Annotated in this window: 26 protein-coding genes and 1 pseudogene; 14 read left to right on the top strand and 13 right to left on the bottom strand. The window is 58.7% G+C overall.

Annotated elements, in window-relative coordinates; all coding sequences use genetic code 11:
- Positions 1 to 26: 26 nt before the first annotated feature.
- Both ACQ4OB_RS09565 and ACQ4OB_RS09560 read left to right on the top strand, forming a co-directional pair.
- The gene (locus tag ACQ4OB_RS09565) at positions 27 to 356 is read left to right on the top strand and encodes a DHCW motif cupin fold protein (RefSeq protein WP_102615982.1); all 330 of its coding nucleotides are present in this window, start codon (positions 27 to 29) and stop codon (positions 354 to 356) included.
- 96 nt (positions 357 to 452) lie between these two features.
- The gene (locus tag ACQ4OB_RS09560) at positions 453 to 1,049 is read left to right on the top strand and encodes an eCIS core domain-containing protein (RefSeq protein WP_430955588.1); all 597 of its coding nucleotides are present in this window, start codon (positions 453 to 455) and stop codon (positions 1,047 to 1,049) included.
- 24 nt (positions 1,050 to 1,073) lie between these two features.
- Here the strand turns inward: ACQ4OB_RS09560 and ACQ4OB_RS09555 are convergent, their stop codons facing one another.
- The 6 genes from ACQ4OB_RS09555 to napE form a co-directional block, all read right to left on the bottom strand.
- Positions 1,074 to 1,745 carry a class I SAM-dependent methyltransferase gene (locus ACQ4OB_RS09555; RefSeq protein ID WP_430955587.1) on the bottom strand — a complete coding sequence of 224 codons (672 nt, stop codon included), beginning with the start codon at positions 1,743 to 1,745 and terminating at the stop codon, positions 1,074 to 1,076.
- Positions 1,746 to 1,809: 64 nt separating this feature from the next.
- Entirely contained in the window at positions 1,810 to 2,406 is a 597-nt protein-coding gene (locus ACQ4OB_RS09550; RefSeq protein ID WP_102615985.1) for a cytochrome c3 family protein, read from the bottom strand.
- 9 nt (positions 2,407 to 2,415) lie between these two features.
- Positions 2,416 to 2,901 (bottom strand): nitrate reductase cytochrome c-type subunit, encoded by a 486-nt coding sequence (locus ACQ4OB_RS09545; RefSeq protein ID WP_074878098.1) that lies wholly within the window; start codon positions 2,899 to 2,901, stop codon positions 2,416 to 2,418.
- Positions 2,902 to 2,912: 11 nt separating this feature from the next.
- Positions 2,913 to 5,417: a nitrate reductase catalytic subunit NapA gene (gene napA / locus ACQ4OB_RS09540; protein WP_074878096.1), complete on the bottom strand. Its 2,505-nt coding sequence runs from the start codon at positions 5,415 to 5,417 to the stop codon at positions 2,913 to 2,915.
- Positions 5,414 to 5,674: a chaperone NapD gene (locus ACQ4OB_RS09535; RefSeq protein ID WP_033059994.1), complete on the bottom strand. Its 261-nt coding sequence runs from the start codon at positions 5,672 to 5,674 to the stop codon at positions 5,414 to 5,416. Before ACQ4OB_RS09535 ends, napA begins: the two co-directional genes overlap by 4 nt.
- 37 nt (positions 5,675 to 5,711) lie before the next feature.
- A complete protein-coding gene (gene napE / locus ACQ4OB_RS09530) occupies positions 5,712 to 5,879 on the bottom strand; it encodes a periplasmic nitrate reductase, NapE protein (RefSeq protein ID WP_008154754.1) in 168 nt (55 codons plus the stop codon).
- Positions 5,880 to 6,249: 370 nt separating this feature from the next.
- Here napE and ACQ4OB_RS09525 point away from each other — a divergent pair, with 370 nt between their 5' ends.
- A complete protein-coding gene (locus tag ACQ4OB_RS09525; protein WP_102615988.1) occupies positions 6,250 to 6,822 on the top strand; it encodes a DUF2214 family protein in 573 nt (190 codons plus the stop codon).
- A gap of 71 nt (positions 6,823 to 6,893) precedes the next feature.
- On the opposite strand, the gene ACQ4OB_RS09520 is transcribed toward ACQ4OB_RS09525, so the two are convergent.
- Positions 6,894 to 7,193 carry a hypothetical protein gene (locus tag ACQ4OB_RS09520; RefSeq protein WP_430955586.1) on the bottom strand — a complete coding sequence of 100 codons (300 nt, stop codon included), beginning with the start codon at positions 7,191 to 7,193 and terminating at the stop codon, positions 6,894 to 6,896.
- A gap of 215 nt (positions 7,194 to 7,408) precedes the next feature.
- On the opposite strand from ACQ4OB_RS09520, the gene ACQ4OB_RS09515 reads away from it, so the two are divergent.
- From ACQ4OB_RS09515 to ACQ4OB_RS09500, 4 genes are all read left to right on the top strand, one after another.
- Entirely contained in the window at positions 7,409 to 8,428 is a 1,020-nt protein-coding gene (locus tag ACQ4OB_RS09515; protein ID WP_074878091.1) for a helix-turn-helix transcriptional regulator, read from the top strand.
- 341 nt (positions 8,429 to 8,769) lie between these two features.
- Positions 8,770 to 10,512 carry an amidohydrolase gene (locus tag ACQ4OB_RS09510; protein WP_102615990.1) on the top strand — a complete coding sequence of 581 codons (1,743 nt, stop codon included), beginning with the start codon at positions 8,770 to 8,772 and terminating at the stop codon, positions 10,510 to 10,512.
- A 110-nt stretch (positions 10,513 to 10,622) separates the two neighbouring features.
- Positions 10,623 to 11,363 (top strand): TorF family putative porin, encoded by a 741-nt coding sequence (locus ACQ4OB_RS09505; RefSeq protein WP_430955585.1) that lies wholly within the window; start codon positions 10,623 to 10,625, stop codon positions 11,361 to 11,363.
- 199 nt (positions 11,364 to 11,562) lie between these two features.
- Positions 11,563 to 12,021 carry a GNAT family N-acetyltransferase gene (locus ACQ4OB_RS09500; RefSeq protein WP_074878085.1) on the top strand — a complete coding sequence of 153 codons (459 nt, stop codon included), beginning with the start codon at positions 11,563 to 11,565 and terminating at the stop codon, positions 12,019 to 12,021.
- Between the two features lie 15 nt (positions 12,022 to 12,036).
- Here ACQ4OB_RS09500 and ACQ4OB_RS09495 read toward each other — a convergent pair whose 3' ends face one another.
- A complete protein-coding gene (locus tag ACQ4OB_RS09495; RefSeq protein WP_430955584.1) occupies positions 12,037 to 12,897 on the bottom strand; it encodes a phosphotransferase in 861 nt (286 codons plus the stop codon).
- Positions 12,898 to 13,417: 520 nt separating this feature from the next.
- Between ACQ4OB_RS09495 and ACQ4OB_RS09490 the strand changes: the two genes are divergently transcribed.
- Positions 13,418 to 13,777 carry a DUF6124 family protein gene (locus ACQ4OB_RS09490; protein WP_074878081.1) on the top strand — a complete coding sequence of 120 codons (360 nt, stop codon included), beginning with the start codon at positions 13,418 to 13,420 and terminating at the stop codon, positions 13,775 to 13,777.
- Positions 13,778 to 14,249: 472 nt separating this feature from the next.
- On the opposite strand, the gene cls is transcribed toward ACQ4OB_RS09490, so the two are convergent.
- Positions 14,250 to 15,545, bottom strand: a complete 1,296-nt coding sequence (cls, locus tag ACQ4OB_RS09485) for a cardiolipin synthase (RefSeq protein WP_430955583.1) — start codon at positions 15,543 to 15,545, stop codon at positions 14,250 to 14,252.
- 436 nt (positions 15,546 to 15,981) lie between these two features.
- Between cls and ACQ4OB_RS09480 the strand changes: the two genes are divergently transcribed.
- Positions 15,982 to 16,317, top strand: coding sequence for a hypothetical protein (locus tag ACQ4OB_RS09480; protein ID WP_102615994.1), 336 nt, complete (start codon positions 15,982 to 15,984; stop codon positions 16,315 to 16,317).
- Between the two features lie 286 nt (positions 16,318 to 16,603).
- On the opposite strand, the gene ACQ4OB_RS09475 is transcribed toward ACQ4OB_RS09480, so the two are convergent.
- Positions 16,604 to 17,506: a LysR substrate-binding domain-containing protein gene (locus tag ACQ4OB_RS09475; RefSeq protein WP_074878075.1), complete on the bottom strand. Its 903-nt coding sequence runs from the start codon at positions 17,504 to 17,506 to the stop codon at positions 16,604 to 16,606.
- Between the two features lie 106 nt (positions 17,507 to 17,612).
- Here ACQ4OB_RS09475 and ACQ4OB_RS09470 point away from each other — a divergent pair, with 106 nt between their 5' ends.
- Positions 17,613 to 18,977: an MFS transporter gene (locus ACQ4OB_RS09470; protein ID WP_074878073.1), complete on the top strand. Its 1,365-nt coding sequence runs from the start codon at positions 17,613 to 17,615 to the stop codon at positions 18,975 to 18,977.
- The gene (locus ACQ4OB_RS09465; RefSeq protein ID WP_074878071.1) at positions 18,974 to 20,248 is read left to right on the top strand and encodes a glucarate dehydratase family protein; all 1,275 of its coding nucleotides are present in this window, start codon (positions 18,974 to 18,976) and stop codon (positions 20,246 to 20,248) included. Before ACQ4OB_RS09470 ends, ACQ4OB_RS09465 begins: the two co-directional genes overlap by 4 nt.
- Here the strand turns inward: ACQ4OB_RS09465 and ACQ4OB_RS09460 are convergent.
- Together ACQ4OB_RS09460 and ACQ4OB_RS09455 are read right to left on the bottom strand one after the other, a co-directional pair.
- Positions 20,232 to 20,354, bottom strand: a pseudogene (locus tag ACQ4OB_RS09460) (DUF7693 family protein); the annotation flags it as partial. The gene ACQ4OB_RS09465 and the pseudogene ACQ4OB_RS09460 sit on opposite strands and share 17 nt — an antisense overlap.
- 71 nt (positions 20,355 to 20,425) lie before the next feature.
- A complete protein-coding gene (locus ACQ4OB_RS09455; RefSeq protein ID WP_430955582.1) occupies positions 20,426 to 20,995 on the bottom strand; it encodes an acyl-CoA thioesterase in 570 nt (189 codons plus the stop codon).
- A gap of 105 nt (positions 20,996 to 21,100) precedes the next feature.
- Here ACQ4OB_RS09455 and ACQ4OB_RS09450 point away from each other — a divergent pair, with 105 nt between their 5' ends.
- The 3 genes from ACQ4OB_RS09450 to ACQ4OB_RS09440 all read left to right on the top strand — a co-directional run bounded on the left by ACQ4OB_RS09450 (position 21,101) and on the right by ACQ4OB_RS09440 (position 23,596).
- The gene (locus tag ACQ4OB_RS09450; RefSeq protein ID WP_430955581.1) at positions 21,101 to 22,066 is read left to right on the top strand and encodes a GlxA family transcriptional regulator; all 966 of its coding nucleotides are present in this window, start codon (positions 21,101 to 21,103) and stop codon (positions 22,064 to 22,066) included.
- Positions 22,067 to 22,104: 38 nt separating this feature from the next.
- Positions 22,105 to 22,494, top strand: coding sequence for a c-type cytochrome (locus tag ACQ4OB_RS09445; RefSeq protein ID WP_430955580.1), 390 nt, complete (start codon positions 22,105 to 22,107; stop codon positions 22,492 to 22,494).
- A 79-nt stretch (positions 22,495 to 22,573) separates the two neighbouring features.
- The gene (locus ACQ4OB_RS09440) at positions 22,574 to 23,596 is read left to right on the top strand and encodes a sterol desaturase family protein (RefSeq protein ID WP_430955579.1); all 1,023 of its coding nucleotides are present in this window, start codon (positions 22,574 to 22,576) and stop codon (positions 23,594 to 23,596) included.
- A 19-nt stretch (positions 23,597 to 23,615) separates the two neighbouring features.
- Here ACQ4OB_RS09440 and ACQ4OB_RS09435 read toward each other — a convergent pair whose 3' ends face one another.
- A complete protein-coding gene (locus tag ACQ4OB_RS09435; protein WP_430955578.1) occupies positions 23,616 to 25,331 on the bottom strand; it encodes an amidase in 1,716 nt (571 codons plus the stop codon).
- Positions 25,332 to 25,427 lie beyond the last annotated feature (96 nt).

Below are 25,427 nucleotides of genomic sequence, written 5' to 3'. Positions count from 1 at the left end.
GACACTCCTTCAATGACGAGGCAACGATGGATCTAACGGCTGTTCCCTTTGGTACGACCGATTGGTCGACCGTCGAACCTGTACAGCATGCTGGACAGACCGGTACCGCCTATTGGCGAACCTGTCAGTTTGGTTCAACCCGTGTGCGGATGGTTGAGTACAGCGCCGGGTATCTGGCCGATCACTGGTGCTGGAGAGGTCATATCCTGTTGTGCCTGGAAGGCGAGTTGCACACGGAGCTGGAGGATGGTCGTCAGTTCACGCTCACCGCCGGGATGAGCTATCAGGTGGGCAGCAATACTGAGGGGCATCGATCTTTCAGCACCACCGGTGCCAAGTTGTTCGTCGTGGATTAACGCTGGGGCGCCTGGTTCGGGGCTACGCTAAAGCCATGCGAATCGTCGATCAATCGGGGCCCACTGTTCGCGCTGCGTCCGTCCTTGGAGCGACCAATGCCGTCCATCATCACGCGCCTGGTGGCGCTGTTTGTTCTTTGCCTGACGCTTGAAGTACCAGCCCAGACCAGCGCCTGCCCGGCTGGCGAGACACAAGTGTGCCTGGACGGCTGCATCTGCCTGCCAGACGTGGGACCGCTGCTTGGTCCCCTGGCTGATGATATCCACCAGATCGCGGCGCCTGCTTTGGCGATGTGGCTGACCCAAGCCCGCGCGGACGCCGCCAGCGCCGGCATCCAATCCATTCCACCGCACATCCGCGAGCAACTGCTGCGCTGGTACGACCCCAGCGTCCTCGACGCTGCGCGCTACAAAGTGAGCGACAACGGCCAATTCAACGCCGCCACGGCCATGCTGCAAAACCCCGATGTCGGTGCCGTGACGCTGATCGACATCATCCTTTTCCGGGACGCTCAAACCGCCGAGCAGGACATTGCGCTCTGGGCGCACGAACTAAAGCATGTGCAGCAATATCAGGAATGGGGGGTAGAAGGATTTGCCCAGCGGTATACACAGGATTTCAATGCTGTGGAGGCGCCGGCTTATGCCATACAGGCTGAGGTCAGGCAGTTGTTGCGGGAAGGGAATGACTGAAAAGCCCGAGTTGATCGATTGCACTTACCTCTGCGGTTCGGCCACCAGCAGCAATGACTGCGGCGCAGGACTTTGCGGGTGCTGCGGCTCTTGCAGGGCGGCCAGCCGAAAACCGGCCATGTCCAGCGCATTGAACCAACTGGACAAGGTGCGCAAGTACCACGGCATGGGTTCCCATTGGCCCTTGAACCCGGCGAAGGTCTCTTCCCGCCAGCCATCCTGATAGTCGCCCGCTGCCGCGGTCCATGGATGCAACGTCTGGATCACCAGCGCGCCGCCAGGGGCGAGCAGGGCGTTCATGGCGGTGAGCAGCGGGATGATGTCCTGGTGCAGCAGGGCGAAGTTGGCGCAGATCAGGTCGTAGTCGCGGCCAATGTCCACCTTCGCCTCCACCAATTCTTCATAGCTCGCCAGATGCACCGACGAAGAGCCCGCCGCCCGCGCCGCCTCGACCAGCGTCGCATCGCCATCCACACCGACCGCCTCGATGCCCCGTTCAGCCAGCGCGCGCAACAACCAGCCCTCGCCGCAGCCCAGGTCAAGCACACGCTCGGGCTGGCGACTCAGCACCGCCAGCAGGATGGCCTGGTCGGTGACTTTGAGGCGGCTTTCGATGGCACCAGTGCGGATGGCGTCGATCCAGGATTGGGCGTTGTGGTGCCAGCTGTCGAGGAGGGTGGATTCGGGGGTGGGCATGTCGGTGACCAGCGTTGTGGGTTGGATAAAAGGCCAGGATAAGTTCGGGCTGATCGAAAAATCCTTACCAGCCTTTCACCCCGCTCATATCGGGCAGCTTGTGAGCGATGCCCTTGTGGCAGTCGATGCACGTGGCTTCACCGTTGGCCAGTGAAGTTGAGTGCATGGAGGAAGCGCGCTTGCTCTGGCGGGTAAAGTCCATGAACTCGAAGTTGTGGCAGTTGCGGCATTCACGCGAGTCATTGGCCTTGAGCCGTGCCCATTCATGTTCGGCCAGTTCGCGACGCAGCATGAGAAATTTGTCGCGCGTATCGATGGTGCCGAAAATCTTGCCCCACACCTCCTTTGAAGCCTGCATCTTGCGCGCGATCTTGTGGGTCCATTCGTGGGGCACGTGGCAATCCGGGCAACTGGCGCGCACGCCGGAGCGGTTCGTGTAATGAATGGTGTCCTTCAGTTCGACGAACACGTTGTCCCGCATTTCATGACAGGAGATGCAGAATTTCTCGGTATTGCTCAGCTCCAGAGCGGTGTTGAAGCCACCCCAAAAAATGATCCCGGCGATAAAGCCCCCCAACGTCAGAAAACCCAGGCTGTAGTAGAGGCTCGGACGACGCAGAATGCCCCAGTAATCCTTGAGCAGGGCGAACAGTTTTCTCATGTTGCCTCCTCAGGGTTTCTGCGTGGCGTTGGCTTCGTCTTGCAGTATTTTGTCGATCGTCTCGAAACTGTTGCCCACCAGGGGCAGTACTTCTGTTTGCGGCACGTGGCATTGGTTGCAGAAGTACCGGCGCGGTGACACCGCCGCCAGCGCCTGGCCGTCGCGGTCCATGTAGTGGGTGATGCTGATCATCGTTGCCTGGGTTCGCGCGCTGTTGGCCCGGCTGTGACAGGACAGGCACTTGTTGCCGTTCTTGTCGATCTGATAACCGAGGATGGTGTGGGGGATGGTGGGTGGCTGGTCCGGGTAATTGCGTTCGCGTTTCAGGTCCTTGTTTTCTTCATTGGCAATGGGCGGGGCCGGCATACTCTGGGTCAAGGTGCCACCGGGTCGGCGTCCATCTGGCCCCGAGGCATCGAGGGGGTAATTGACTTCTGCAGCCATCACCACGCCAATCGCAGCGAGCAGGAGCAACGGCAGGGTTCGCAAAGGCATGACGGTTCTCCTCAGGCCACGCTGATCAACTCGATTCGTATCGCGCATTTTTTGTAGTCGGTCTGCTTGGAGATCGGATCGGTGGCATCGAGCGTGACTTTGTTGATCAGCTTGTTGGCATCGAAAAACGGCACGAACACCAGTCCTTGAGGCGGTTTGTTGCGCCCACGGGTTTCTATGCGTGCACGGATTTCACCGCGTCGGCTGATCAACTTCACTTCACTGCCACGCCGCGCCTTCAAGGCCTTGGCATCTTCGGGGTGCATGTAGACCAATGCGTCCGGCACCGCTTTGTACAGTTCCTCGACGCGCTGGGTCATGGTGCCGGTGTGCCAGTGTTCGAGGACGCGTCCGGTGCTCAGCCAGAATGGATAATCGGCATCCGGGGCTTCGGCTGGCGGCTCGTAGGGGAGGGCGAAGATAATCGCCTTCTTGTCCGGGTAACCGTAGAACTGCACCTCGCTGCCTTTCTCCACATAGGGGTCGAGCCCTTCGCGGTAACGCCAGCGGGTTTCCTTGCCATCCACCACCGGCCAGCGCAGGCCTCGTTCGCTGTGATAGCGGTCGAACGTGGCAAGGTCATGCCCGTGGCCGCGACCGAACTGGGCGTACTCCTCGAACAATCCTTTTTGCAGGTAGAAGCCAAACGCTTTGGCCTCATCATTTTTGTATCCGGCTTCCATTTGCTCGACCGGAAACTGGTCAACCTGGCCATTCTTGTAAAGCACTTCAAACAGGGTTTTGCCCTTGAGATCAGGAGACTTGGCGAGTAACTCGGCGGGCCAGGTTTCATCGGTGGTGAAGCGCTTGGAAAACTCCAGCAACTGCCACAGGTCCGACTTGGCGTCCCCCGGTGCGGTCACCAATTGATGCCAGAACTGCGTACGCCGCTCGGCGTTGCCAAAGGCACCTTCCTTTTCTACCCACATGGCGCTGGGCAGGATCAGGTCGGCGGCTTGCGCGGACACGGTGGGGTAGACATCCGAGACAATCACGAAATTATCCGGGTTGCGCCAGCCCGGCAGGACTTCCTGCATGATGTTCGGCCCGGCGTGCATGTTGTTGCTGGCCTGGGTCCAGTAAACGTTGAGCACGCCGTCCTTGAGCATGCGGCTCTGTTCCACCGCGTGAAACCCAGGTTTCTCCTGAATGGTACCGGCGGGCAGCTTCCAGATTTTTTCGGCGATGGCGCGGTGCTTGGGGTTGGTCACCACCAGATCGGCGGGCAAACGGTGGGAGAAAGTCCCGACTTCGCGCGCCGTACCACAGGCCGACGGCTGGCCGGTCAACGAGAAGGGGCTGTTGCCCGGCTCGCTGATTTTGCCGGTGAGCAAATGGATGTTGTAGATCAGGTTGTTGGCCCAGACGCCGCGAGTGTGCTGGTTGAAACCCATGGTCCAGAACGACACGACCTTGCGCTTGGGATCGGCATACAACTCGGCCAGCGCCTTGAGCCTTTCAGTCGGAACGCCTGTCTCCTTGGCGGTTCGCTCCAGTGTGTAAGGTTTGACGAAGGCTGCGTATTGGTCGAAGGAAATATCCGTCCAGGTGTTGGCCTTGGCGGCATTTTTCGCCTTCATTTCCCGTGGATCATCAGGGCGCAGGCCGTACCCGATGTCGTCGGCACCTTGGGCAAATCGGGTGTGCTTGGTAATGAAGTCCTGGTTCACCGCGCCGTTTTCAATGATGTGGTTGGCGATGTAGTTCAGGATCATCAGGTCGGTTTGCGGCTTGAACACCATGGGGATGTCGGCCAGCTCGAAACTGCGATGTTCGAAGGTCGACAGCACGGCCACTTTCACGTGAGGCTGGCTCAAACGGCGGTCGGTGACCCGGCTCCAGAGCACCGGGTGCATCTCGGCCATGTTCGAGCCCCAGAGCACGAAGGCATCGGTGGCTTCGATGTCGTCGTAGCACCCCATCGGCTCATCCATGCCAAAGGTGCGCATAAAACCCATCACCGCCGAGGCCATGCAATGGCGAGCGTTGGGGTCGATGTTGTTGCTGCGAAAGCCAGCCTTCATCAGCTTGTTGGCGGCATAGCCTTCCCACACGGTCCATTGCCCGGAGCCGAACATGCCGACCGACCCGGGACCTTTGCTCTTCAAGGCTTCCTTGAATTTCAGCTCCATGATGTCGAAGGCCTTCTCCCAACTGATCGGCTGGAATTCGCCTTGCTTGTCGTACTGGCCGTTAGTCATGCGCAAAAGCGGTTGGGTCAGGCGATCGACGCCATACATGATCTTCGAAAGGAAATAGCCCTTTACGCAGTTCAGTCCGCGGTTGACCTCGGCCTTGACGTCTCCGTGGGTGGCGACCACCCGGTTGTCCTTGGTCGCGACCATCACGCTGCATCCGGTGCCGCAGAAACGGCAGGGCGCCTTGTTCCAGTCCAGGGTGACCATGTCTGCTTCTGTGACCAGATTACTGGCGTCGGTAATAATCGGCAGGCCAGCGGCAGCGGCTGCAATGGCGGCGGCCTGGGCCTTGACGAATGTTCGGCGCGACATGCTCATTCGATGTCTCCTTCGGGTTCGAGGAGTTCGTGATAGATCAACGCCGCGTTGAGTACGCCCGGCAAGTTGTTGATCTGTTCGATGCGTTGAAGGATCTGGCTTTCGTGTACGGCCTCAAGGACCACCACCAGTTTTCCCGCCGCACTTTCCTGATGCAGTTCCAGGCCGTCCAACAGGCGCAGGTTGGCTTTGACGGCATCGAACAATTCAGGCCTGGCAAGTACTACAAGACTGGCAATATGCAAAGCTTCGTCCATGCGCTGGCTCCAATAGGCTTTCAGAAAAGGCTATTAGTTAGTTGGGTGGTCCTGGGGGGCCGTACAGCATCTGGAAAAACCAGACGATAAAACCGTAGCCGCCGACGATAGCGACTGACAGCAGCGGGAAGAGGCAGATGACAAGAAAGAGAAACAGCCGGGTTTCTTTGCGGCGCTGAGGTTTTCGTTCTTCAGCCAATGACATGCGTAATCTCCTGCCGAACGTGCAGTCAGACTAGATCACGAAGTTTTCGCAGGTTTTCTACCAGGGGGTTTACAGACGAACGGTTGATAACCCGTGCTCTTGGGTCGCAACGGGTTATAACGTTTTCAATCATTACTTCGTTTAGTTCGCAAAATTTCAACTTTTAGTCGCAGGCTTTCAAATCGAGCGTCGAGCGTCGAGCGCTCGCGCGCACCGGGCCTTTTGCTGCCTGTCGCGACAGTTGTCTCGCGGTCGGTATCAGCCTGTGACGGATTGCTCATCTTGAAAATGCAATTGCAAATTTGTATCATTCGTTTTCAATTCAGCGAAGCAGGGAACGCAGCGCCAAAACAATAATAAGGTCCAGGCAATGCTCAAAATGCTTCTCGTATACGGTCATCTGCTCGCTACGTGTATTGCCCTGGGGAGGGTGTTGCAGGCGGATCACAAGCTTTGGAGTTGGCGCAAGGAAATACTTGACCAGGCCAGGCTTGAGTACCTTGATGAAACTCAGAGGATTGTCAGCCTCGCACTGCTTGCCCTTTGGGCAAGCGGATTGTTGCTGGTGCTTGAGGGTTATCTCAATGAAGGCGACGCGTATCTGCTCAATCAGAAACTCTGGGCCAAGGTAACTGTCGTCGCGCTGCTCAGCCTCAACGGTGCATTACTGCATCGAGTCGGCTTCCCGTTGCTGCAAAAGGCTCCATTCGTCGCACTGCGCAGTGCAGGCCGCACGCGGCTCGCCTTGTTGGGTGCGCTTTCCATGAGCGGTTGGCTATTCGCCGCTTTCCTGGGGGTGGCTCGGGCCTGGAATCACGTGTTGCCTTATCTACATGTGATGGGCGCATTCGCCGCCTTCTCGTTATTGGCGTGTTGCGTGGCACTTGCAGTCGCCGGTAAGGCGGGCAGTGTCGGTGTGCCAAAATCCTCGGTACCGGGGTAGTTCAAATGACCGACTGGCGTTCGGTCACGCGGTTGACCGCGAACCGAACGGCCCGCGTCACCGCCGCTCTCTTAATTTTTGCACTCGGCCAATACCACTTTGCAGGTGTCGGGCGTGCCACCGGATCGTCCGGCATAGCGTATGCAATTATTCAGGGATTTTTTGCGAGCCATGTTCAAGGTGGAGCCCCACGCCAGGCCGCCCTCGCCGACAGTGGGAAGCGCTTTTGCATAGCAGCTGTCGCCCAGGCTTGAGGCCGCATAGCGAGTTGTCGCCGTTTTGCCTGAACATCCTGCTGTCAGCGTGAGGCTGATGGCGAGCAGGGAGAGCAGGCCCCATGACGAGCATCGGCGCGCTGTTGTTCCGGTCATCCGGTCTCCCCCTTTATCAAGAGGCTAGAGGCTTGTTTGGGGTCGTGCTCTATTCAGGTTAGATGGTGTTGTGCCGGCTCTTGGGCCGGTTTAATGGAATTAGCGCATTTGAGTCATTCTTGCTGACAGCCGGCGTCGCGAGCGCTCGCTGGACGCCATGACCGCGGCTATGGCATCGTCGAAAAATACGCCATGTAGTAAACAGGATAAAAACAATGGAGGAGGGTGATGAGGTCGGCGCCAACACGTCGCTGGCCACGCTAAAGGCGTTCAATCGTTGCGTGTTGCACCTGGGTCGGCTTGCTCGAGATCGCGGCGCCTCCCAATTTATCGCCGACGGCTTGCAGGCCTTCGGTCAACTGGTGCCCTTCGCTTCGGCATGGTGGGGCGAGATGTCGACATCAGACGCCAGTACGCCTCAAAGCTGGATGCACGGGCGGATCAATCTGCCTGAATCGTTTGCCGTCGAATGGCACAAAGTAGCGATCAACGACCGATTTTCCCAGGAGACCTTAAGTCAGCCCGGGGAAGTGTTACGCGACAGTGGGTTCAACGATCCCTGCGAGCAGGTGAATGACTTCGCACGCCGTCACGATCTCTATTACCTGATGAGCATCACGTTCGAGCTCCCGGAAAGCGGCTTGATGTTCTTCGTTTGTCTCTACCGTGGCCTTCATGCGCAGGCTTTCAACGCCAGCGAGGACGGATTGTTTTCGGCGTTCTGCGACCATCTGTTGCAGCTGTGGCGCTTTCAGGTGCAGGACATGATTCGCTGTGACACGGGCAACGGGGCGAGTGACTTCGGGGTCGCCCGGATGGATGGCAGTCTGCTGTATGTGGGCGCAAGCCTGTGCGCCGCCATTCAGCGCGAATTGCCTGGGTGGAGTGGTTCAATGCTTCCCGTTGATGTCATCGCACACCTGGAAAAAGCGCCCTGCGTGATTCGCCTGGGGCGTACTGCAATGACGCTTAGCCCCAACGCCGAGCACGTCATCCTGTCTCTCGAAACACAGTCGCGCGGTGCGGTGCTGGCACCTCGCGAGCGCACGGCGGCGATGCTGTTCGCCGCCGGCCATTCCTATAAGGAAATTGCCAAAATGCTTGCACTGAGTCCGGCCACAGTGCGCACCTATCTGCGCAACTGCTACGTGCAGCTCGGCGTGAAGAGCAAAGTGGAGCTGGGTTCTGTCCTGCGCTCATCGACTTCGCCTACGGAAACTGCACGTCGTAATTAAGCGCAGCGCCTTCAGCCATAACGCAGACCTTGTAGCAGCTGCCGAAGGCTGCGTCCGGCTGCGCAGCAGTCGTGAAGTCAGACTATGCGGTGCACCAGACTCACCGCGCACTCAGGGTTTACGACTGCTGCGCAGCCGGACGCAGCCTTCGGCAGCTGCTACAAGGACTGTGTTGCTGCTTAGCTGACGGTATTTGCCTTACCCCTCCTCATTTGTGGAGGTCCATCCGACCGCCGCGCTCTATAGGGTATGCCCTGCATATCAGGGGCTTGCGACCGTCCGTTCGGGCCACTTCCAAAACATCCGCCTCCCCAATCCAATAAAAACAAGAGAGTGTTCCGATGCAGCGATTTATTCCAAACCTGTTGGCTGCAGCCCTGGCTTTTTCTTCGGTGCAAGCCATGGCCGCCGCTGACCTTGTGTTGTTCAACGGCAAGGTCTTCACCGCCGAGCCCGGTCAGGGACTGGTCCAGGCAGTGGCCGTGCAAGACGGCAAGATTCTCAAAGTGGGCAGTAATGCCGAAATCAACGCCCTGGCCGATACCCGCACGCAACGGATCGATCTGGCGGGCAAGGTGCTCATGCCGGGAATGATTGATACCCACAGTCACCCGGTGGTCGGGGCCTTCGACAGCATGGGCGCCAACCTGCTGGATGAAGTCAAACCGCTGCCCGAGCTTGAACAGTGGATCATTGAACAGGATCAGGCAGGCATCGCGCGGGCCGGTGACGTGATCAGCATCGCCGGGGCCAGTTCGGCGTATTGGGACAAGAGCCGGGAGCTGGGCCAGCGCTTCAATCAGGGGCGCTGGGCCGATCAACCGGTGGTCCTCAGCGGGATCGACGGGCACACCGGCTGGGCCAACAACGCCATGCTCAAGCGCTTGAAGATCGACGCGGCGCTGGTTAAAGGCCTGTCGGAACAGGATCGCGCCTATGTGGGCCACGAAGCGGATTTCACCCCCAATGGTTATTTTGCCGAGTCGCGCTGGGACCAGGTACGCAGCCAGATCCCCGCGCCCAGCGGCGAGATCATGTTGAAAGCCGCCCGCGAGGCGGTGAAGGTCAACAATCAATACGGCATCACCGCCTGGATGGACGCGGCGGCGAATGCCGGCAGTGGCGATTCGTTGTTCGATTTCAAGGCAACCGAGCAGAGTTACGGCGTGCTGCCGCTTTATCGCGAACTGGCGGAGAAGGGCGAACTCAATGCCCACGTCGCCGCGCTGCTGTTGGCCAACCCGAAAAGCCGACCGGCCGATCTGGAAGTGCTGGCCAAGGTGATGAAGAAATTCGAGGGTGTGCCTAACCTGAGTTTTCCCGGGATCAAGGTATTCGCCGATGGCGTTCTGGAGTTTCCGGGGCAAACCGCCGCGGTCATCGTGCCCTTCAACAACAGTCATAAAAACGGTCAACTGCTGATCGACCCCGCGCACTTCGGTGAGTTGGTGGTGGCAGCGGAGAAGCGTGACTGGATTGTGCACATGCATGCGGTCGGCGACCGTGCGGTGCGTGAGTCACTCGATGGTTTTGCCTATGCGCGCAAACTCAATCCGACACCGGTGGCCCATAGCATCAGCCACCTGCAACTGGTCAACCCGAAAGAGTTTCCGCGCTTCAAGCAACTTGGCGTGATCGCTTCCATGCAATTGCTGTGGGCCACGGGCGAGACGTACACCGTCGAGCTCGTCAAACCCTATATCAGTGCATTTGCTTACGGTTATCAGTATCCCGCCAAGTCCCTGCATAACGCCGGTGCGGTCATCGCCGGTGGCAGCGACTGGCCGGTGTCCAGCCCCAATCCATGGAACGCCATCGCTCAGGCCAGCACGCGCAAAGGGCCGCTGGGCGTGTTGAATGCCAAGGAAAGCATCGATCGCCAGACCATGTTCTATGCCTACACGCTCAATGCCGCCAAAGCCCTGCGTCTTGAGCAGCAGATTGGTTCGCTGACGCCCGGCAAACAGGCCGACTTGATCATCCTCGACCGCGATGTCTTCAAGGTCAGCGATGACGAACTGTTCGACACCAAAGTCCTGAAGACCTTCTTCGCCGGCAAAGAGGTGTACGCGCCCGCGTCCTGACCCTTCGTTCACCCGCACCCCGCAAAAGACGCCTGGCTCCTCGCATGACGAGGGGCTCGGCATCGCCATGCCTGAAATTACCCGCACCTCCATAACAATAAGAGACTTGTATGAACGCACGCTCAGTATTGACCCTTGCCATTCTTGCATTGGCACCCCTGACCACCCACGCACTGACACTTAACGATAACTTCAACCTGGACATGACCCTGGGAGTCTTCAGCGACTACCGCACCCGTGGCATCTCGCAAACCCTGGGTGATCCGGCGGTTCAGGCCGGCGCCACGCTGGTCCATAGCAGCGGCCTGTACGTGGGCGCCTGGACCTCGAACGTCGATTTCGGCGGCCAGTTCAAGACGCGCCAGGAGCTCGAGTATTACGCGGGCTACTACTGGCAGGCGACCGAGGCCATCAGCCTCGACCTGGGGTACATCAAGTACGACTATCCAAAGGAAGGCCAATTCAACATGAGCGAGGTCTACGCCATCCTTGACGTTTATGGCGTGAAGCTCGGCGCCAACTACTCAAACGATACGCCTAACTTTTTTGGCGAAGACCAGGACACCCTTTACACCTACCTCAGCTACAAAATCGAGTTGCCGGCCGACATCGGCCTGGACCTGCGCGTGGGACGCAACGATTTCAAAGACCCGGCGTTCTGGTCTGCCAGCGGCGACAGCCGTGATGCCTACACCGAGTGGGAAGCCAAGTTGACCCGTGACTTCGTGGGCGTGACCTGGGGCCTTAGCTACATTGATACCGACCTGTCGAAAAGCGAGTGCACGAGCTGGTATGGCTATGGTGATTTGTGCTCCGCCACTGTGGTTGCCAGCGCCAGCAAGGCGTTCTAAGCGTTAAAAGCCCTGCCAGTGAGTTAACAGAAACCCAGGGTTGTCAGCCTCCTGGCAGATCGCTTTTGGCCCCTTATGTGGCGCGTTACCTGCCGAGCAAGACCTCGTCGCCCTTGTAGGCGCTGGCGCAGGCTGCGATTTTTTAATCTACCTTTCCCTTTTCCCGCTCATCAATTCAATCCGCAAGGAAACGATCAACATGGACATCCAGGCCCTGCGCGCCGACGCAACCCACCTCGATAAAATCGCCAGCCTGTTCGACGCCTATCGGGGCTTCTATGGCCAGCCGTCGAACCTGCCGCAGTCTCGCGACTTCATTGCCGAGCGCATTGCCCGGGACGAATCGGCGATTTTCTTCGCCCAGGCCCCCGGCGGTGACGCGTTGGGTTTCGTCCAGTTGTTCCCGACGTTCTCCTCCATCGACGCGCACCGCACCTGGCTGCTTGGCGACCTGTTCACAACACCTGCCGCCCGAGGGCAGGGCGTAGGCACGTTGCTGATGAACACAGCGCGAGCCTTCGCATTGTTGACCGGTGCAAAAGGCATGGTGCTGGAAACCGCCACGGACAATGTCGGCGCGCAACGGTTGTATGAATCCCTGGGCTATGTGCGCGATACGGGTTACTACACCTACTGCCTCGATTTGAAACAAGGTTGAGCCCACCGCTGCCGGTTACATCAACTCGTGCAGGAATGCAGCTTGGGCCTTGGGGCACGTGAGGATGCGGTAACGGGTGCTGCGGGAAACATCACGGTCGCGAAAACGTTCATACACCGCCTGGAAAACGTCGCGGTTCAATGCTGGGTGCTGATGCGTGAGGTAGCGTTCGCAGCACGCGTTGTAGTCTTCAACCGATATGAACCTGTTGAACCAGAAGCGATAGAAGTAACCCAGCAGAAAACCCAGGCTGAAGTCGTGTTCCAGCACCGAATGCGCGCAGCATTCGAAATCGATCAAGCGCAGCCTGCCCTCGGGGCCAATCAGGATGTTCTTGGGGTGCGGGTCCATGTGCACAAACCCTTCGACCAGCGTCTGCCCGAACAGGTGGAAAATGTCCGACAGCAGCGCTTGCGCCTGTTCGGGGTGGCTGATCAGTCGATCATCGACGCTGCAATGATTGTCAAAAAAACTGACCAGCAAATACTCTTCCTTGAGAAAAGGAAAACGCCCGACGTAGCCGAATGCAGCCACTCGGGGCGATGACTCCGACTTGGCGGACACAACGGACAGGTTGATGAATTCGTTGGTCAGGTCATGCAGCCCGAACACACGCTTGAGGCCCAGGAAATTCTGCAGCTGCTTTTTCCAGTGAATCAGGCGATTGTGTTTCAACACCCATTTACGCTCGCCTTCGAGCAGGAACACACTGCGGGTTTCCTCGGGAATATCCAGCAATGCATGTTGATCCGGCTCGGCAAAAAAACGCTGCAGCACGGTCACCAGTTCGTTCTGATCAGACGGATCGAAATGGAAGGTGACGCCGGCAATCTTTTGCTGATTCAGAGGGGCAGTAAGGTGTTTGAGGTGGCGCATGCAAAGTCCCTGCTAATGCTTTGGGTCCATAAAACGCCGGCAATCGAGCGCGACGCTTTGTCGTTATCGGCAGGACGCTGCGGACCCTTACTCACCAGGTTGGTTTTTTATCGCCGGGACTGACTTCAAGCGTGTGTCAGATTTTTAAACATCGCCACAGGATGCGTGTTTAAACGCGTTCAAGGTTACTTCCTGAAAGCCACAAGACCTTGCGCCGTTGCCTGCGGCTGCGCCAGAATCCGCCGGCTTGTGTGCCTTGGGGCCGCTCGGTAACTTGATTCGTGTCACTGCCCATCAGTGACCGGGTTTCGCAGCCCGGGCAAACTCTAGACGCACAACGTCTACCGTCCGTGAGCAGACGCTTCATTAGGTCTGTCATTAGTGTCATGGCGGCTGTGCGTGGGAGACCTTAGGGTCTGCCGGGTTCCTAGAGTCCTGGTCTGCGAACCCGCGTACAGTTGCCACCTTTTTTTCGTTTCGCAGCGAATGGTGGCAGCTCCATTTCTCTAGGAGTTTCACTATGTTCAAGGTCACACCCAACCCGCCGGACACCGATCCGGTCTCCCCGTACGAATCCGATTCAAAAAAACTCAACGAGGCCGCCGAGCGCGCCCTCAACTTCCACTTCCCGTCGATTGCCGACATCAAAGCCACCCCGCGAACCTGCAGCACCCTGTTTTCCGTGGACCCAGAGGCCACGACCGAAACCCTGGCGGTTTTTCTGGTCGAAACCCTGGCCTCGATCGATGTGATGGTCCACGAGTTGGTGGACCTCCTGGAGGGTTGTTCGCGCTATTCCCTGTTGGGCATTTCCAACAGCGTCATGGTGGCTGAAATCACGGCAAACCGATTGCTGGATAAAATTGAGCCGCCTGCGTAACGGCGGCCTGCTGTGGTGAGGTAGCAAGCTCCCTCGCCACAGCTTTCGTGGTTGTCATTGCTGACCGGTGATTGGGTTTGGTGTCAGGCCTGGGCTACCGCGTCATCGTTTATCGCGAGCAAGCTTTGCTCCTACAGGGGTGTGTTTTAGGCAGTGTGTTGGATTAGGTCTTTCTGCCATTTGGCAAGCGAAAGAAGGCCAGGCGCGACCAAGCTGTGCCTCGCGATGCGGGGCACAGCCTTGCCAATGCGAGTCGGTCTTCGGTTCTATGCAAACCCGAGAAACGACAGGATAACCACGACTACCACAACTAGCCCGACGATGTAGATGATGTTGTTCATGAGTTTCCACCTCTCAACCTGAATGGATTGCGAAATGTGGCGTTACAACCACACGGTACTGCACCTTTACTGGCAATTCCATTGCGCAACACACAGAGCTCCGTTGCTCATTCGCCACCGCGCGACTCGACTTACAGCCAGTATTCCCAGAGCCGTCCCATCTGCTCCTTGGCTCTCAAGGCGAGCGAGCGGCGCTGCCACTTTTCCAGCGTGATTTCGTTGGACTTGGCCAGGTCAGCCATGAAGGCCGCCTGCATCTTTTTTCCAAATTCGGTGCCCAGCACAACGACGTTGACTTCATCGTTGTGCACGAAGCTGCGCCAGTCGAGGTTGGTGGAGCCGACAGTCGACCACACGCCATCGATGACGGCTGTCTTGACGTGGAGTAGCGCGTCACGGCGTTCGTAAAGCTTGATATTGGCCTCCAGCAGCTCGGTGTAGTTCGCGCGTCCGGCATGGAACACCAGCCAGGAATCAGTGCTGCCGGGCAGCACCAGCTTGACGTCGACGCCACGTGCTGCCGCCTCCTTGAGTGTCGCCAACAACTGCGGATCGGGCACAAAGTAGGCGTTGGTCAGCCATATCTCGGTCTGCGCGCTACGCAGCGCCGAAATCAACGTCGCATAGATCTGGCTGAACGGCTCATCGGGCGAACTGCCGATGGCGCGAATCACTTCGCTGCCTTTGCGCTCCAGTGGTGGAAAGTAGTCGCGAGCCGCGAGTGGTTCACCTTTCTGCGCAGTCCAGGTTGCGATGAACAGTTTCTGCAGTTCTGCAACCACCGGCCCCTCGACGCGCAAGTCGGTATCGCGCCAGGGCAAATCACCACTGGGACGCGTCTTCGAGCTCGCGCTGAGTGAGCCCCCCGAATAAACGCTGCTGATATTGATCCCGCCGAGAAAGGCAATACGACCGTCCACGATCAGCAGCTTTCGGTGGTCGCGCTGGTTCACGTCCCAGCCTGCTTTGGCCGTCAACGGATTGATTGGGTTGTATTCCAGAACCTTGATGCCCGCTTCGGTCAATCGAGTGAAAAACGCTGCGGGTGTCCTAAGGGTTCCGACGCTGTCACGGATCAGATTGACCTGTACGCCTTTGTTTTGTTGAGCGATCAGTGCGGCGGCGAAACGCTGACCGACTTCATCATCTTCGAGGATGTAGGTCTCCATGTTGATGTGGTCACGCGCCGCTTCAATGGCTTTGATCATCGACTGGTAGGTGCTGGGACCGTCCTGCAGCAAGTCGACTTTGTTGCCTTCCGTCAGCGGGCTACCGGAGATGGATTCTTCGATGGCGAGGTGCACATCGAAGATGTTGGTCTCGGCGCCGGTGGACTTGAGTCGGTCGATGATGGCTTTGCTGCGTTCCGCTGACAGAGGTCCGTTTATCCCGTCGAGTTGCACGGGCGCAGAGGGCGCGAGGGCCATGTCCGGCACTATCCTCGGCAAAACACTGGAGCCGATCACAAAGGTCAGGAGCACAACCAGGCCTAGCACTAGAGCAATGCATGCACCTTTGCATCGGGTTAGAAGATTCATCAGGGCCCCTCTTGGCGAGGACGGTGATAGCGCGCTGAATAGCAAAGCTTCGCTTTTGAACGAACCAGGCCCCAAGGCCTGTGATCAGTTGCGATGCCATCAGTTGGTTGGACCACTTCGCAAGAGCCGGGTTCGTTGTCAGAAACTGCTTTTGGCCGAGAGCTGCCCGTGCTTCGGGAGCGGAGGTCGACTGTTCACTCACGCAGTTTGGTCGAAAGCCACTGCGGAATAGCGGCGGTAGAAGATACCAATTGGCCATCGCGTCCGTTAAAGTGTGCGCCGCCCGAGAGATGGATCCCGGGCAAACATCTCATGGAGTTTTTCAGTGAAGTACCTCAGTAAAGTTGTCGCTGTTGCCCTGTTCGGTCTGGTTCTGGCGGGTTGCACCGGCACGCCGATGAACACCCAGCATTATGAAAGCAGCCAATACACCGTCCTGGGCCACAGCGAAGCGAGCGCCACTGGCCTGCTGCTGTTCGGCATGATCCCGATCCAGCAGAACAACCGTTTTGTTCGCGCTCAGAACGCGGCGATCAAAGCCAAGGGCGGTGACGCGATGATCAACACTCAGGTGCAGGAAAACTGGTTCTGGGCGTGGGTCCTGACCGGTTACACCACTAAAATCTCTGGTGATGTGGTCAAGCTGAAGAACGTTCAGTAAGCGCAGAGCTCTGCCTGTTGACGCGAAAAAGCCCGGTTTAGCCGGGCTTTTTCGTTGCTGGAGTTTGGATGATCGCGACGCTCATCAAGAAGTTTGGAATTCTGTTATGGGAGCTGGTGAGCACGAAATAGTCCAATGAGGCAGCAGTGACCATCGTCTCCGCTGCCTAAACTCAACACCTCAGTTTTCGATATTCTCTTGCATCAAGCGCAAAAACCTCGACCTCATTTACCTCGCTTCGGAACCCGATTTTTTCGCGCTTAGCATCACCTCCTACCGGACAAACTCAAACACCCCAGCCCTCGCGCACAGCCCTTCGAATGCCCTCCAGCAACATCGCAAATGCGGGGTTGTCATTGTTCTCGCGCCAGATCAAATGCAGCTCGCTCTGCACACCTTCGCCCAAATCGATGTCGCGAAACACCACGTTCTTGAACACCACGCTGGTGGCGCAGCGAGGCACCAGGGCCAGGCCCATGCCGGCATTGACCAAGGCCAGGATGGTCAAGGATGAACCGAGCCATTGCACGTATTCCGGGGCGACGCGGGCAGAGCGGAGCATGCCGGTCAGCAGTTCGTTGAACGGCGGGTAGGCGGCGTGGGAGTACATCAGGAACGGTTGCGCATCGAGGTCTTTGACCGACACGGTTGCTGCACTCGCCAGCCGATGACTGCTCGGCACCGCCAGTACAAACGGTTCACGCACCAGGCATTCGGTGGCGTAACCCGGCTCCAGTAACGGCGCTCGAACGATGCCCAGATCGATCCGCCGCGCACGCAGGGCTTCATGCTGCTGGTAGGTGTTCATCTCCGTCAGGTCGATTTTCACCTGCGGCTGTTTGAGCCGCGCTTCGGCGATGACCTTGGGCAGGAATTCATACACCGCGCTGCCGACGAAGCTGATGTTGACCGAGCCGATGTCGCCCTCGGCAAAACGGCGGGCGGTGACGGCGGCTTGCTGGGCGCGCTCCAGCAGGTTCTGCGCTTCGATGAAGAAGGCGCGGCCGGCAGCGGTCAGGGCGACGCTGCGGGTGGTGCGGGTGAACAGCTCGACACCCAGGTGATGTTCCAGCAGTTGAATCTGTCGACTGAGGGGCGGTTGAGTCATGTTCAACCGTTCGGCGGCCCGGCGGAAATTCAGTTCGGTCGCCACCGTGGTGAAACAGCGCAGTTGAGTCAGTTCGAACATTGATCTAATCCAGGTATCAATCGAATGCCAAGTTAGATTAGACGGGATCAATGTGCGCGTCCATGATCGGCTCGTCCCTAAAAAAACAATGATTGGGAGTCGCCCCTTGAATACCCTCCAGAGTCCTCCGGACCCGAATGTGCTCGCCCGCGCCGCAGCCAAGGTCAAGCGCCATGTGCTGCCGCTGTTCGTGGTGATGTTCATCGTCAACTACATCGACCGGGTCAACATCGGCTTCGTGCGCAGCCACTTGGAAACCGACCTCGGCATTGGCGCGGCAGCCTACGGCCTGGGCGCCGGGTTGTTCTTTATCGGTTACGCGATCTTCGAAGTCCCCTCCAACTTGTTGTTGCAGCGTTACGGCGCTCGCGCCTGGCTGACGCGCATCATGTTCACCTGGGGCGCGGCGGCGATGGCGATGGCTTTTGTGCGCGGCGAAACCAGCTTCTATGTCCTGCGTTTTGTCCTCGGTGCCGCCGAGGCGGGCTTCTTTCCCGGCATCATTTATTACTTCACCCAATGGCTGCCGTCGACCGAACGTGGCAAGGCCATGGCGATTTTCCTCAGCGGTTCGGCCATTGCCTCGGTGATCTCCGGCCCCGTCTCCGGCGCGCTGTTGAACGTCAGCGGTTTTAGCCTGCATGGCTGGCAGTGGATGTTCCTGATTGAAGGCTTTGCCTCGATCGTACTATGCGGATTTGTCTGGTTCTGGCTGCAATCCCATCCGCGCGAGGCGAAATGGCTGAGCGCCGAAGAAAAGGACGCACTCGTTGACGCCATCGCCTTGGAACAACAGGCCCGCGAAGCCACACAAACCGTCAAGCCATCGATGTTCAAGCTGCTGGCCGACAAGCAAATCGCGCTGTTCTGCTTCATCTACTTTTCCATCGCCCTGACCATCTACGGCGCCACGTTCTGGCTGCCGAGCATGATCAAGAAAATGGGCAACCTCGGTGACTTCCAGGTGGGCCTGTTCAACTCGATTCCGTGGATCATTTCGATCATCGCGATGTATGGCTTCGCCGCCATGGCCAGCAAATGGAAACACCAGCAAGCCTGGGTAGCCTTGACCTTGGTGATCGCCGCGTTCGGCATGTTCATGTCCACCACCGGCGGGCCGATCTTCGCCTTCGTCGCCATCTGTTTTGCCGCCATTGGTTTCAAGGCCGCCTCGGCATTGTTCTGGCCGATTCCGCAAGGCTATCTGGACGCTCGCATCGCCGCGGCGGTAATCGCCTTGATCAACTCCATCGGCAACCTCGGCGGTTTCGTCGCCCCGACGGCGTTCGGTTTCCTGGAGCAGAAAACCGGCTCCATCGAAGGTGGCCTCTACGGTTTGGCGGCCACGTCACTGGTCGCGGCCGTGGTGATCTTTTTCGCTCGCACCGCACCGCGTGGCGACGTCGCAACGCCTGAAAAATCCATCCGTCATCAAGCCTTGAGTTCAGGTTCAAAGGGAGCAGCCTCTTGAAAATCAAACGAGTCACCGTCACCCCAATCGCCTTCCGTGATCCGCCGCTGCTCAACGCCAGTGGCATCCACGAACCTTTTGCGCTGCGCTCGATCATCGAGATTGAAAGTGACAACGGCTACATTGGCCTCGGTGAAAGCTACGGCGACGCCCCGGCGCTGTTGATCCAGCAGCAACTGCAAGACCAGTTGATCGGCCTCGATCCGTTCAACCTCAATCACCTGCGCCGCATCGTGCAGGCCACCGTGGCGGCGAACAAACCGGCGAGCATTGCCGGTGCGGAACTGGCGCCGGGCTCCCATGCCAGCAAAGCGGTGAGCAACGCCTATTCAGCGTTCGAAGTGGCGTTCCTGGATTTGCAGGCGCACTCGTTGAACGTGCCGTTGGTGGATTTGCTGGGCGGTGCGATTCGCGACGAGATTCCGTTCAGCGCCTACCTGTTCTTCAAGTACGCCCAGCACGTCGACTCACCCTACAAACCCGACAGTTGGGGCGAGGCGCTGAACGAAGAACAGATCGTCGCCCAGGCGCGGCGCATGATCGAGGCCAACGGTTTCAAGAGCATCAAGCTCAAGGCCGGCACGTTGCCGCCGGAACACGAAGTGTCGTGCATCAAGGCGCTGAAAAAGGCGTTCCCCGGTTACCCGTTGCGCATCGATCCGAACGGCAACTGGTCGCTGGAAACTTCGATTCGCATGGCCGAACTGCTGGGCGATGACCTGCAATATTACGAAGACCCAACGCCGGGCCTCGACGGCATGTCCGAACTGCACAAGCGCACCGGCCTGCCGCTGGCGACCAACATGGTGGTCACCGACTTCGATGAGTTCCGCCGCAGTGTCGCGTTGAACAGCGTGCAGATCGTCCTCGCCGACCACCACTACTGGGGCGGTCTGCGCGACACCCAGGCGCTGGCGAAAATGTGCGAGACCTTTGGCTTGGGCGTATCGATGCATTCCAACTCGCACTTGGGCATCAGCCTGATGGCGATGGCGCATGTCGCCGCCGCGGTGCCCAATCTGGATTACGCCTGCGACACGCATTACCCGTGGCAGGAACCGGATGAAGAAGTGATCAAGGGCGGCAAAATCCCCATCGTCGATGGTTGCGTGAAGATCACCCGCGCGCCGGGGTTGGGCCTGGAGCTGGATCACGATCAATTGGGCAAGCTGCACGACCAGTACCTGACGTGCGGCATTCGCCAGCGTGATGACGTGAAACAGATGCAGCGTTACAAGCCGGAGTGGAAGGCGCTCAAACCGCGTTTTTGAGTTCGCTCAGCAAACGCTCGATCTGCGCCAGCTCCCAGGTACTGAGCAAACTGACCGGGCCAGTGCCGTAACGTTGCCAACGGTCGAGCGCGCCCTCGCGACGGTCCGTAATACTGTTCACTTAAGACATTCTTCAGTCGAGCTAGACCTGTGGACGCCGCGCTTAAGTGAACAGCATTACGCGACGGTCTGCGGGCACCGGGCAGGCTGACCTTCTTCCTCTCGAAGCTCACGGCTCATGTCGTTGCAGCTTTGCGACCAGTCTGTCAGCCATGTCGGCATCGGCGGCGATTGTTCAGACAAGCCCAGTTCCCGGGCGTACTCGCCAGGGGGCACCGTGCCTTTGGCAGAGCGGAACAGCCCCCGCATCACCACCACGCCGACCACGCGTCCCTTGCTCACGAAGCGGTGCTCCATAAAGCTCCACTTGTTGTCCCAGCCAAGCATCCTGGTGTGAATCTCGAACGCTTCGAACAGTTTCAGCTCACGCCGAAACTTGCCCCAGGTGTCCCCGACGATGGGTACAGCCTTATTGCGCAGCGCCACCCGGAATGCGCCGCTGCGCAACACGTAATCCATGCGTCCAATATCGGCCAAGGTGAAATACCGGCCATTGGTAACGTGTCGATTGAGGTCCAGATCAAGCGGCCAGACGCGCATGTGGACGACAGTGGTGGCCAAAGCGTCAACGGGCTTGCGCCACGGACGACGGAACAGCATGAGGAAAAGTCGGAACCAGAGATTCATAAATACGCCGAGGATTGAATGACCGGTGCACTTTAGGGAGGAAAGATCGGCTAAGGTAGGTGCGCAAATGACATTTTTCATGCGAAAAGCGCATTAGGATCATTTATGCACGTCACGCTTTTACTGGCGGATCAATGTTCCGCCGCCAGCGCCACCATGGCCCTGGAAATACTCAGCGCCGCCAACCTGTTTGCAGATACTGCCGGCGCGCCTTTTGACGTAGTCATCGCCTCGCTTGACGGGGGTGATGTCGCCGCGTGGGGAGGGCAGGCATTGCGCGTGGACCGGTCCACCGCCGAGATCCCGCGAACCGATCTGGTGCTGATCCCCGGATTCCTCTTCACCCTGAAAGACGCCTTGCCGGCCTTTTCAGCTTATGGGCCGTGGCTGCGTCAACAACATGCGCAGGGTGCCGTGGTGGCGTCGATGTGCACGGCGGCGTTCATGCTGGCCGAAACGGGCCTTCTGGACGGCGTTCGTGCCACCACGCACTGGGCCTTTGCGGACCTGTTTCGTCGTCGGTATGCCGAGGTCTGTCTGGAGGAAACGCAAATCCTCTGCGAGGACAATCGCGTGATCACGTGCGGGGGCGCGAGTGCCTCCATGGATCTTTTGCTGCACCTTGTGCGCCGGTTCGCTTCACTGGAACTGGCACAAAAGTGCAGCAAATACTTGCTGGTCGATGCTGTGCGCAGCGAGCAATCGGTGTACGTCATGTGGTCATTGCCGAAGAACCATGGGGATGGCGACATCCTGCGGGTTCAACACTGGCTGGAGGAGCACTTCGAACAGCCGCTGCTGATTGATGACGTCGCCCAGCAGTTCGGGTTCGGCGTCAGGAATTTCAAAAGACGTTTCAAGGAAGCCACCGGTTACACGCCCATTACCTACCTGCAAACCCTGCGTCTGGAGAAGGCCAAGCAGCTGCTTGAATCCACCCGCATGACACTCGACAGCATCACTTACGCCGTGGGCTACGAAGACGGCAATTCGTTCCGTAGACTGTTCCGCCAGCGAGTGGGGCTGCTACCGGCGGCCTACAGGAAAAAATTTCAAGCGGGTGCGAGTTGATTCACTGGCGCCAAGCCAAAGATGATTGGGAGCAGAACATGCAGAACACCGCCGTACTCACCTTCGCGCTGATGCTCAACGCAGGGGGGCTCAGCGTGCAGGCACAAGCGGCCGGCGATGCTGAGGCGGGTGCAACATTGTTCAAGCGGATATGCGGTGGCTGCCATCAGGTTGGGGAGTCGGCGCGGGGTTCATTCGGGCCGCAGCTCAATGGCGTTTTTGGACGCCCTTCGGGCAGCACCACGGATTACCAATATTCCGATGCGATGAAATCAGCCGGTATTGTCTGGACCCGCGAAACGCTGACCGCGTACCTTGAAGCGCCAAAAAAAGTGGTGCCCGGCACCCGCATGATTTTCTGGGGCCTCAGCGACCCGGAAAAGATCGACGACCTGTTGGCGTATCTTCAGACGTTTCAGCCGCAATAGGGCTTTCGCCAGGCGCGGAACACCCGCTGATTGCGATCTGATTTACAATTTTTCTCTTTTGGCGCTGGGGCAGCCGTTCATGGATTTACTCGCGTTTCTGTATGACAGCCTGTTGAAATGGGTGATCGAGCCAGTCACGAATCAGTTTCTTGGCATTTTCGATCTGAACGGCCGCTTCAGCATCGTGTTTCTTTGCGTGTCCTACGGCATCGCCTACAACCTGTACCGCTTCAGAAAATATCGCGGGCTGACCGACTCACGTTCTTTCTGGCAGTTCATCGGCGGGCACCGGGTTCATTTTCATCCCTCGGCGTTGCTGGATTACCGGTACTACTTCGTGCGGGGCATCCTGAAGATCGCGCTGGTGCTGCCCATTGTTGGGCTGGTCGATTCATACGTCCTGCGCTCCGGCGACTACATCTCGTTTTTCAACAATCTTTGGGGCGCGCGCGCGCAGGTGGGGGAGAACCTCTCACTTTCCTTGCTCTACGGGCTCGGCGTGTTTCTGGTGCAAGACTTCATCCATTACTGGTGCCATCGCGCCTTTCATTCCCGGTATCTGTGGGCGTTCCACAAAGTCCATCATTCCGCGTCCGTCCTGGTGCCGGCGACGGCAAGCCGGATTCACTTCGTGGAAAAAATGGTCGAAAAACTGGCTGACATCGTCTGCCTCGGCGCTTTTGCCGGTGTCTTCTGGTACGCCTGCGGCGGGGAGATCAGCCGGTACACCTTGTTCGGCGTGACCTACATGGTCCTGATCTTCAATGCCTTGGCGGCCAATTTGCGTCACAGCCATGTCTGGCTGTCTTTCGGGCCCGTGGTCGAGCATGTGCTGAACAGCCCGGCGCAGCACCAGATTCACCACAGTGACGCGCCCCGACACTTCAACAAGAACTTCGGTATCAACCTGTCACTCTGGGACTGGATGTTCGGTACGCTCTACGTCACGCACTCGACGCCCGAGCCTATCCAGTTCGGCACCGGTAAACAGGACCAAGACCGTTACCTGACGCTCTATAGCCTGATCGTCACGCCCTTTGTCGACATCGCCAGCAAGATTCCCGTCAGACGTTCAACCATTGGACGGGATTGGGGCGTGTAACACTCCAATCCCGCCCTTTCTATTGTTGGCCAACCGGCAAGGGAGGGGTGCGAGGCGGAATCATTCGTTTTGAACCGATCGACTCGAACGCCGAAGCCAAGCGCAGCAGCGTCGAATCGTCATAGGCGCGACCGGCAAACGTGAGCCCGACGGGCATGCCGATGTCCGGCATGACGCCCATCGGCACGGTGACCGTGGGGACGCCCAAATGCCGGATGGCGAGGTTGCCGTTGGCGACCCAGACGCCGTTGCTCCACGCGATATCCGCAGATTTCGGATCGACATCGGCATTCGCCGGCCCCACGTCGGCCACCGTCGGGAACAGCACCGCATCGAGCCCCAACCGATCCATCCAGTCCTCAAGATCGATTCGACGCGTCTGTTCAAGTCCGCGCAGTCCGTCCGGCAGCGTGGTGATCTGGTCCCACGGGGTGATGCCGCGTTCGGCCATCTTCACGTACTCGTCCATGCCTGCGGCAAGGTCGTCCTCTCGGTTGGGGAGCGTGCCCGGATCGTGGGGAAAAATCAGCGGTCCGTCGACATCGGCCAGGCGGTTCAACTTGGGATCGCCATTGGCCCGAAGAAAATCATCAAACGCCCAGGCCGACAGGTCCCACAGTTCATGATGCAGAAACTCTTTGGACACCAGGCCCCGCGTAAACACGGTCGGCGCACCCGGGCGATCACCTTCGCAATTGGAGACCAGCGGGAAATCGACTTCGATGACTTCGGCGCCAGCGGCTTCGAGTGCCTTGCGGGCCTCTTCCCAGAGCCCGATCACGGAAGGGCGGGTGATGATTCGCTGCCCCGTCGGACCACCGATGCCAGGCGCATCGCTCGTGCCCGCTTCGGGATCCGCGTTGATGTACATGCGCGGCACGCCGAAGCGCTTTCCTGCCAGAGCATCGGGCTTCACCGCCAATTCGGCATAGGACGCGGGGCGCACCGAGGCGACACTCGGAATCGGCACCCAGGGTTGCATCCGCCACAGATCGCCACGGGTGTCGGGATCATCGGCCACCACCACGTCGAGCACTTCGAGCAGGTCGGCCATGGTTCTGGCAAACGGCACGACAACGTCCATCGTCGGCGTCAACGGCCAGTTGCCGCGCACCGAAATCACCCCGCGCGAAGGCGTGTAGGCGCACAGACCATTGTTCGAGGCAGGGCCGCGTCCACTCGACCAGGTTTCTTCCGCGAGACCGAATGCCGCGAAGCTGGCGGCCGTTGCCGTACCGGCGCCGTTCGATGAGCCCGAGGCGAAGGGGGCGGTGAGATAGTCAGCGTTGTACGGGCTTTCCGCACGGCCGTAGACCCCGCGCTGCATGCCGCCGTTTGCCATCGGCGGCATGTTGGTCTTGCCCAGGCAGATTGCGCCAGCAGCGCGAAGCCGTTCGATGGTGAATGCATCGCGATAGGCAATCAGGCTCGCGAAGGCGGGACTGCCAGAGGCAGCGGTGAGCCCCTTCACCAGATAACTGTCCTTGGCCGTATAAGGAATGCCATCGAGCGGACCCAGCGTCTCGCCCTTGGCCCGACGAGCATCGGAGGCCTGCGCCTCGTTCAGCGCCTCGGGGTTTCGAACCACCACCGCGTTGAGGGCGGTGGGCGTGTCGGGGCCGTCGTAGGCATCGATCCTGGCGAGATAGGCCTGGACCAACTCAACCGCAGTGGTTCGACCCGATTCGAGCGCAGCCCGCAGTTCGGCAATGGAAACTTCGGTGACCTCGATCATGCTGTTACCACCGTCTGCTGATGGGCGACACGATGAATGTTGGGCTCAGGGACATCATTAATCTCAAAATGGGTAATCATCGGTGTTCTCGTTGCG

The organism is Pseudomonas sp. ES4, assembly GCF_050586665.1.
In the GTDB taxonomy this organism is placed as follows: domain Bacteria; phylum Pseudomonadota; class Gammaproteobacteria; order Pseudomonadales; family Pseudomonadaceae; genus Aquipseudomonas; species Aquipseudomonas frederiksbergensis.
The sequence above is the reverse complement of the archived record's forward strand: the minus strand, read 5'-3'. Positions and strand labels throughout refer to the sequence as shown.

What these genes read in the sequence shown, in the direction of transcription:
- ACQ4OB_RS09475 (WP_074878075.1), bottom strand. Translation starts at nt 17,506, where the DNA reads ATGTTCGAACTGACTCAACTGCGCTGTTTCACCACGGTGGCGACCGAA.
- cls (WP_430955583.1), bottom strand. Translation starts at nt 15,545, where the DNA reads ATGGCCCTCGCGCCCTCTGCGCCCGTGCAACTCGACGGGATAAACGGA.
- napE (WP_008154754.1), bottom strand. Translation starts at nt 5,879, where the DNA reads ATGTCATTGGCTGAAGAACGAAAACCTCAGCGCCGCAAAGAAACCCGG.
- ACQ4OB_RS09560 (WP_430955588.1), top strand. Translation starts at nt 453, where the DNA reads ATGCCGTCCATCATCACGCGCCTGGTGGCGCTGTTTGTTCTTTGCCTG.
- ACQ4OB_RS09545 (WP_074878098.1), bottom strand. Translation starts at nt 2,901, where the DNA reads ATGCCTTTGCGAACCCTGCCGTTGCTCCTGCTCGCTGCGATTGGCGTG.
- ACQ4OB_RS09445 (WP_430955580.1), top strand. Translation starts at nt 22,105, where the DNA reads ATGCAGAACACCGCCGTACTCACCTTCGCGCTGATGCTCAACGCAGGG.
- ACQ4OB_RS09520 (WP_430955586.1), bottom strand. Translation starts at nt 7,193, where the DNA reads ATGACCGGAACAACAGCGCGCCGATGCTCGTCATGGGGCCTGCTCTCC.
- ACQ4OB_RS09525 (WP_102615988.1), top strand. Translation starts at nt 6,250, where the DNA reads ATGCTCAAAATGCTTCTCGTATACGGTCATCTGCTCGCTACGTGTATT.
- ACQ4OB_RS09500 (WP_074878085.1), top strand. Translation starts at nt 11,563, where the DNA reads ATGGACATCCAGGCCCTGCGCGCCGACGCAACCCACCTCGATAAAATC.
- ACQ4OB_RS09535 (WP_033059994.1), bottom strand. Translation starts at nt 5,674, where the DNA reads ATGGACGAAGCTTTGCATATTGCCAGTCTTGTAGTACTTGCCAGGCCT.
- ACQ4OB_RS09450 (WP_430955581.1), top strand. Translation starts at nt 21,101, where the DNA reads ATGCACGTCACGCTTTTACTGGCGGATCAATGTTCCGCCGCCAGCGCC.
- ACQ4OB_RS09550 (WP_102615985.1), bottom strand. Translation starts at nt 2,406, where the DNA reads ATGAGAAAACTGTTCGCCCTGCTCAAGGATTACTGGGGCATTCTGCGT.
- ACQ4OB_RS09495 (WP_430955584.1), bottom strand. Translation starts at nt 12,897, where the DNA reads ATGCGCCACCTCAAACACCTTACTGCCCCTCTGAATCAGCAAAAGATT.
- ACQ4OB_RS09565 (WP_102615982.1), top strand. Translation starts at nt 27, where the DNA reads ATGGATCTAACGGCTGTTCCCTTTGGTACGACCGATTGGTCGACCGTC.
- ACQ4OB_RS09505 (WP_430955585.1), top strand. Translation starts at nt 10,623, where the DNA reads ATGAACGCACGCTCAGTATTGACCCTTGCCATTCTTGCATTGGCACCC.
- ACQ4OB_RS09455 (WP_430955582.1), bottom strand. Translation starts at nt 20,995, where the DNA reads ATGAATCTCTGGTTCCGACTTTTCCTCATGCTGTTCCGTCGTCCGTGG.
- napA (WP_074878096.1), bottom strand. Translation starts at nt 5,417, where the DNA reads ATGAGCATGTCGCGCCGAACATTCGTCAAGGCCCAGGCCGCCGCCATT.
- ACQ4OB_RS09555 (WP_430955587.1), bottom strand. Translation starts at nt 1,745, where the DNA reads ATGCCCACCCCCGAATCCACCCTCCTCGACAGCTGGCACCACAACGCC.
- ACQ4OB_RS09510 (WP_102615990.1), top strand. Translation starts at nt 8,770, where the DNA reads ATGCAGCGATTTATTCCAAACCTGTTGGCTGCAGCCCTGGCTTTTTCT.
- ACQ4OB_RS09435 (WP_430955578.1), bottom strand. Translation starts at nt 25,331, where the DNA reads ATGATCGAGGTCACCGAAGTTTCCATTGCCGAACTGCGGGCTGCGCTC.
- ACQ4OB_RS09440 (WP_430955579.1), top strand. Translation starts at nt 22,574, where the DNA reads ATGGATTTACTCGCGTTTCTGTATGACAGCCTGTTGAAATGGGTGATC.
- ACQ4OB_RS09490 (WP_074878081.1), top strand. Translation starts at nt 13,418, where the DNA reads ATGTTCAAGGTCACACCCAACCCGCCGGACACCGATCCGGTCTCCCCG.
- ACQ4OB_RS09515 (WP_074878091.1), top strand. Translation starts at nt 7,409, where the DNA reads ATGGAGGAGGGTGATGAGGTCGGCGCCAACACGTCGCTGGCCACGCTA.